Origin of the sequence: Arthrobacter sp. HMWF013 (genome assembly GCF_003061105.1) — a bacterium.
Taxonomy (GTDB): domain Bacteria; phylum Actinomycetota; class Actinomycetes; order Actinomycetales; family Micrococcaceae; genus Arthrobacter.
Window position 1 is genome coordinate 1 of the sequence record NZ_QAIQ01000111.1, and the last position, 5,190, is coordinate 5,190.

Genomic DNA, 5,190 nt, shown 5'->3' on the forward strand with positions numbered 1-5,190 from the left:
CCACTGCCTCGGTCAGCGTGATCGACCACAGCGTCCTGCGCATCACCGATGTCCTGGGCACCAAGGACCCGTTCCTTTTCGAATACACGATGTCCAACGGCAAGAAGTCAGCCACCGGCAGCGTCTCCGTGGTCCCCGTCCCGGCTCCCGCCGTCGTCGAAGCGCCCCAGCCCAAGCCTGACGAAGTTAACGTCCGCGTCGGCGACGTCGTGACCATTCCGGTGCTGCAGAACGATACGCACCCGCAGGGCCTGGAACTGAGCGTCGACCCCGTCCTTCCCCAGGCAGTCGACGAACTGGACGGCAAAAGCTTCGTCTCCGAGAACACGCTTCGCTTCATCGCCGGCCCGCAGCCCAAGACCGTGCGTGCCATTTACAACGCAGTGGACCCGCAGGGCCAAAAGAGCGCGGCCGCGGTGACCATCCACGTCCTTCCCCTCGAAGGTGCCCAGAACTCCCGCCCGCAGCCGCCGAACCTGACGGCCCGCGTGGTGGCCGCCGGAACGGTCCGGATCCCGGTACCGCTGGACGGCATTGATCCTGACGGTGACTCGGTGCAGTTGACCGGCATCGACAGCACCCCTGCCATGGGCACTGCCACGGTGGGCAGCAACTTCATCGACTTCACGGCAGCCGGCGACGGCGCAGGAACCGACACGTTCCGGTACAAGGTGGTGGACCGCCAGGGCGCCGTCAATACCGGCACCGTGACGGTGGGCATCGCCCCACGCGGCGAAACCAACCAGAACCCCACGCCCGTGGACGACGAAGTCAGGGTCCGTCCGGGCCGCCAGATCGCCGTGGACGCGACAGGCAATGACACCGACCCCGACGGCGACCAGATCCGTATCCTCACCGACGGCATCGAAGCCGATGCTGCCCTGCAGGCGACCGTCAGCCAGACCAGCGGACGCATCATCCTGCAGGCCCCCGGCGCCGCCGGGACCGTCAACGTCCGCTACACGATTGCGGATGACCGCGGCGCTGCCGCCCAGGCCGCCATCCGTGTGGTGGTGGACAACGACGTGCCGCTCAAGGCGCCGATCGCCCGGGACGACCGCGTAACCTCCGCCCAGACGATGGGCAAGACCGCCGTGGACGTCCCGGTCCTGAAGAACGACGAAGACCCCGACGGCGTCGGCGAAAACCTGAAGATCAGCACCGAGGCCACCACGGCCCGGCCCGGCGCGGACGGGACCATGATCGTGGACCTCGCCGAGCAGCCGCAGCTCATCCCGTACACCGTGGAGGACGTGGACGGGCAGAAGTCCACCGCGATCATTTGGGTGCCCGGCATCGGGCAGCAGGTTCCCACCCTGGCCAAGGATGAAGTCATTGAGGTGATCTCAGGCCAGTCCGTCACGGTTGACCTGTACGAGTGGGTCAAGGTCCGGGAAGGACGCTCCCCGCGGATCACCCAGACTGACCGGATCAAGCTCATCGGGGCCGACGGCGGCGACCCCACCGGAGGCAGCGCCACCTCGCTCAAGTACACCGCGGGTGCCGATTACGTGGGACCCGGCTCGCTGAGCTTCGAAGTCACTGACGGCTCCGGACCGGACGACCCCCAGGGCCTGAAATCAACCCTCAGCATCCGTACCAAGGTCCTGCCCGATCCAAACCGCAACAATGCCCCCACCCTCCTGGGCGCCAACCTTGAGGTGCCCAAGGGCGAGTCTGCCGAACTGGACCTGAGCCGGCTGACGTCGGACCCGGACAGGGACGACCTCGAAAACATGAAGTACGAACTCGTCGGCGGCAGCCCTGCAAGCTTCAACGCCAGGATCGACGGAAAGACCCTCAAGACCTCCGTTGACGGCTCAACGTCAACCGGCACATCAGGCGCTGTCCAGATCACGGCGAAGGACTCCCGCGGCCTGGAAGCCACCGCCAGCTACCAGCTGGCTGTCACGGCTTCCAACCGGCCCAAGCCGGTGGCCAACGATGACTTGGAGCCGAGCGCGGCGGCCGGGAAACCGGTCACCGTGAATGTCCTGGCCAACGACTCCAACCCGTTCCCCGAGACGGCGCTGAAGATCATTTCGGCAGCGACCGAAACCGGCAGCGGCAACGTGGAATTGGCCGGCGACTCCATCGTGGTGACACCGGCCCCGGGCTTCTCCGGTTCCATGGTGGTGTCCTACACGGTGGCGGACAAAACCGGGGAAGCCTCACGGCAGGCAACGGCCCGCATCCGCCTCACCGTCAAGGACGAGCCGCTGGCGCCCACCACACCGCAGGCACAGAGCGTGGGGGACCAGACGGCCCTGCTCAACTGGACGGCGCCCGCAGACCGCGGCTCACCCATCACCAATTACACGGTGTACGGCGAATCCGGCTTCAAGCAGGACTGCCCCGCCAACACCTGCACCCTGAACGGGCTGGTCAACAACACCAAGTACCACTTCGAGGTCACGGCCACCAACGAGTTCGGCGAATCTGACCGTTCCCCCGCGTCGGCGGAAATCAGGCCCGACGTCAAGCCGGATACCCCGCTGGCGCCAGGGCTGAAGTTCGGCGACAAGGAGCTGTCCGTGAACTGGGTGGCGCCGGCCAGCAAGGGCTCCCCGGTCAAGTCCTACGACCTGGAAATTTCGCCGCCGCCGGCTGGCCAGAACGCGCAGATCCAGAACCTGACTGCGGTCAGCTACGTCTGGAAGGGACTCCAGAACGGGGTGTCCTACAAGGTCCGTGTCCTGGCCCGCAATGACGCCAAGGAACCGTCCGAATGGAGCGCCTACTCGGCAGCTGAAGTACCGGCAGGCATTCCCACCACGCCGGCTGCTCCTACTGCGGCCGCGGCGCCGTCCGTGGGTACCCAGAGCCAGCTCAACGTGACGTGGACGGCGCCGAACAACAACGGTGATGCCGTCTCGGCTTACACCCTGACGACGCTCAGGGGAGGGGCCGCCGTGGCGACCCAGCAGGTTTCCGGGACATCGCAGAACGTCACCGTTGACAATTCGGAGTCCGGCTACACGTTTACCGTGTCGGCCACGAACAAGGCGGGTACGTCCGGCACCAGCGCACAGTCAGCGGCCGTGCGGGCCGTGGGCAAGCCGGGCATGGTGGGCGCGCCCACCGCGGCCCTCGTGGATACCGGCGGCGACGGCGGGAAGATCGACGTCCGGTTCTCCCCGCTGACTGATGCCCAGCGCAATGGATCAGCACCAAGCGAAATCACCTACAGGTACAGCCTGACGTCCGGCGGCGGCAGCGGAAGCATTCCCGCCGGCGGGGCAGTGGTGGCTGCCGCCAACGGCACGGATACAGCCGTTGTGGTCTGGGCTGTTTCCTCCCGCAGTTCCACGGCGGGCGACGCGAGCCCTGCTTCCAACACCGTGAACCCCTATGGCCTGGCCTTTGCACCGACGGTGACAGGCAGCAACAGCAGCGGCGTGGGGGACAGGACGGTTTCGTGGACCTGGAACCAGCCCAGCGGCAACGGGCGTCCAGTGACGGGCTACCAGTACAGCGTCGACGGCGGTGGCTGGCAGAACACCGATCAGCGGTCGTTCTCCAAGACCGTTGGCTACAGCGAAACAGTCCAGCTCCGGGTCCGTGCCATCAGCGCCAACCAGCCCGGCAGGATCGGACAGGACACCTCACGCAGCGGGGCCGAACCGCCCCCGCCGGCGCCGACGTCCTGGGATGTCTCCGCAGCCGTCCGTACGTGCACCGAACCCCGCTACGGTACGGACAGCTACCGGAACACCAACCCTGACCAGTGCGTCAGTCCCGGCATCTGGTTCAACTCCGGCTACACGGCGCAGACCGACTTCTACGTTGTCTGGTACAAGACGTCCAACAATCCGTCGGGAATCTGGTACCACCTGACCAGCGGGGCCGCCGCTGGAAACTACGCCAGGTGCGACACCGTCTCCCTTGGCTGCAACCCGCCCGGGGGCATGCCAAAACGATGATCACTGAAACCCGAACAAAAGGATCCACTCCATGACCATGACCACCGAGCAGGCCGAATGGTTTGCAGGCACTTTCGAGAAACTCGTCGCCAATGTGGGGCAGGCGGTGCTGGGCAAGGAACATGTCATCAGGCTGACCTTCACCGCGATGCTGGCCGAGGGGCACGTGCTGTTTGAGGATGCTCCCGGCACCGGCAAGACCATGCTGGCTCGTGCGATGGCAGCCACCGTCCAGGGCTCGAACAACCGCATCCAGTTCACCCCTGACCTGCTGCCCTCGGACGTCACCGGCGTCACCATCTATGACCAGAAGACCCAGAAGTTCGAGTTCCACAAGGGCCCGATCTTCAACAACATCGTCCTGGCTGATGAAATCAACCGCGCCTCGCCCAAAACGCAGTCGGCGCTGCTCGAGGTCATGGAGGAGTCCCGGGTCACCGTGGACGGCGTTACCTACGAGGCCGGCCGGCCGTTTATGGTGATGGCGACCCAGAACCCGATCGAGCAGGCGGGCACCTACCGGCTGCCTGAGGCGCAGCTGGACCGTTTCCTGATCAAGACCTCCATCGGCTATCCGGACCACGCCTCCACGGTCCGGCTGCTGGGCGGCACCAACCTGAAGGACCGCTCCAAGGAGCTCTCCGCCGTGATCACCACCCAGGCCGTCGCGGACATGGCTGACCTGGCCGCAACAGTTCACGTGGACACTGCGGTGCTCGAGTACATTTCCCGGCTCTGCGAGGAGACCCGCAACGCGCCCGAGTCCCGGCTGGGTGTCTCCGTCCGCGGCGCCATCGCCATGGTCCGGGCCGCCAAGGTGTGGGCAGCGGGCCAGGGACGGAACTTTGTCCTGCCGGACGACGTCAAGGAACTCGCGCCGGTTGTCTGGACCCACCGCTTCGTGATGGACCCGGAGGCCGAGTTCTCCGGCGCCACCCCGGAGGCTGTCCTCGCCCGGGTCCTTTCCGACGTCGCCGCACCGCAGCAGCGCGCCAACGCCTGACGGTCCCTGCGGACCTGACGACAACCACCGACCAGCGCAAACAAAGGCACCACTATGTCCAGCAGCACACCGTTGACCCGGCTTGCTGACCTGCTTCGGCAACCCTTCCACCGGGACGGCCGGCCAACCCGGCTGCACCCCTCGGCCGTCTGGGCCGAGGCCACAAGCACCGCAGCCCTCGCCCTGACTCCGGCGTGGCAGAAAATCCGCGGCCTCTGGCTGCGCTTCGTATGGCCAGTGGTCTCAGTGGTCAGCGTCCTGGGC

Annotated in this window: 2 protein-coding genes and 1 pseudogene; all 3 read left to right on the plus strand. The window is 66.3% G+C overall.

Annotated elements, in window-relative coordinates:
• Positions 1 to 3,923, plus strand: a 3,923-nt coding sequence (locus tag DBR22_RS05255; protein WP_181365037.1) for an Ig-like domain-containing protein, incomplete at its 5' end; no start/stop codon positions are given.
• Positions 3,924 to 3,954: 31 nt separating this feature from the next.
• Positions 3,955 to 4,926 carry an AAA family ATPase gene (locus DBR22_RS05260; protein WP_108598109.1) on the plus strand — a complete coding sequence of 324 codons (972 nt, stop codon included), beginning with the start codon at positions 3,955 to 3,957 and terminating at the stop codon, positions 4,924 to 4,926.
• A 54-nt stretch (positions 4,927 to 4,980) separates the two neighbouring features.
• Positions 4,981 to 5,190, plus strand: a pseudogene (locus tag DBR22_RS05265) (DUF58 domain-containing protein); the annotation flags it as partial.

Coding starts and splice junctions, on each gene's coding strand:
- DBR22_RS05260 (WP_108598109.1), top strand. CDS start 3,955: ATGACCATGACCACCGAGCAGGCCGAATGGTTTGCAGGCACTTTCGAG.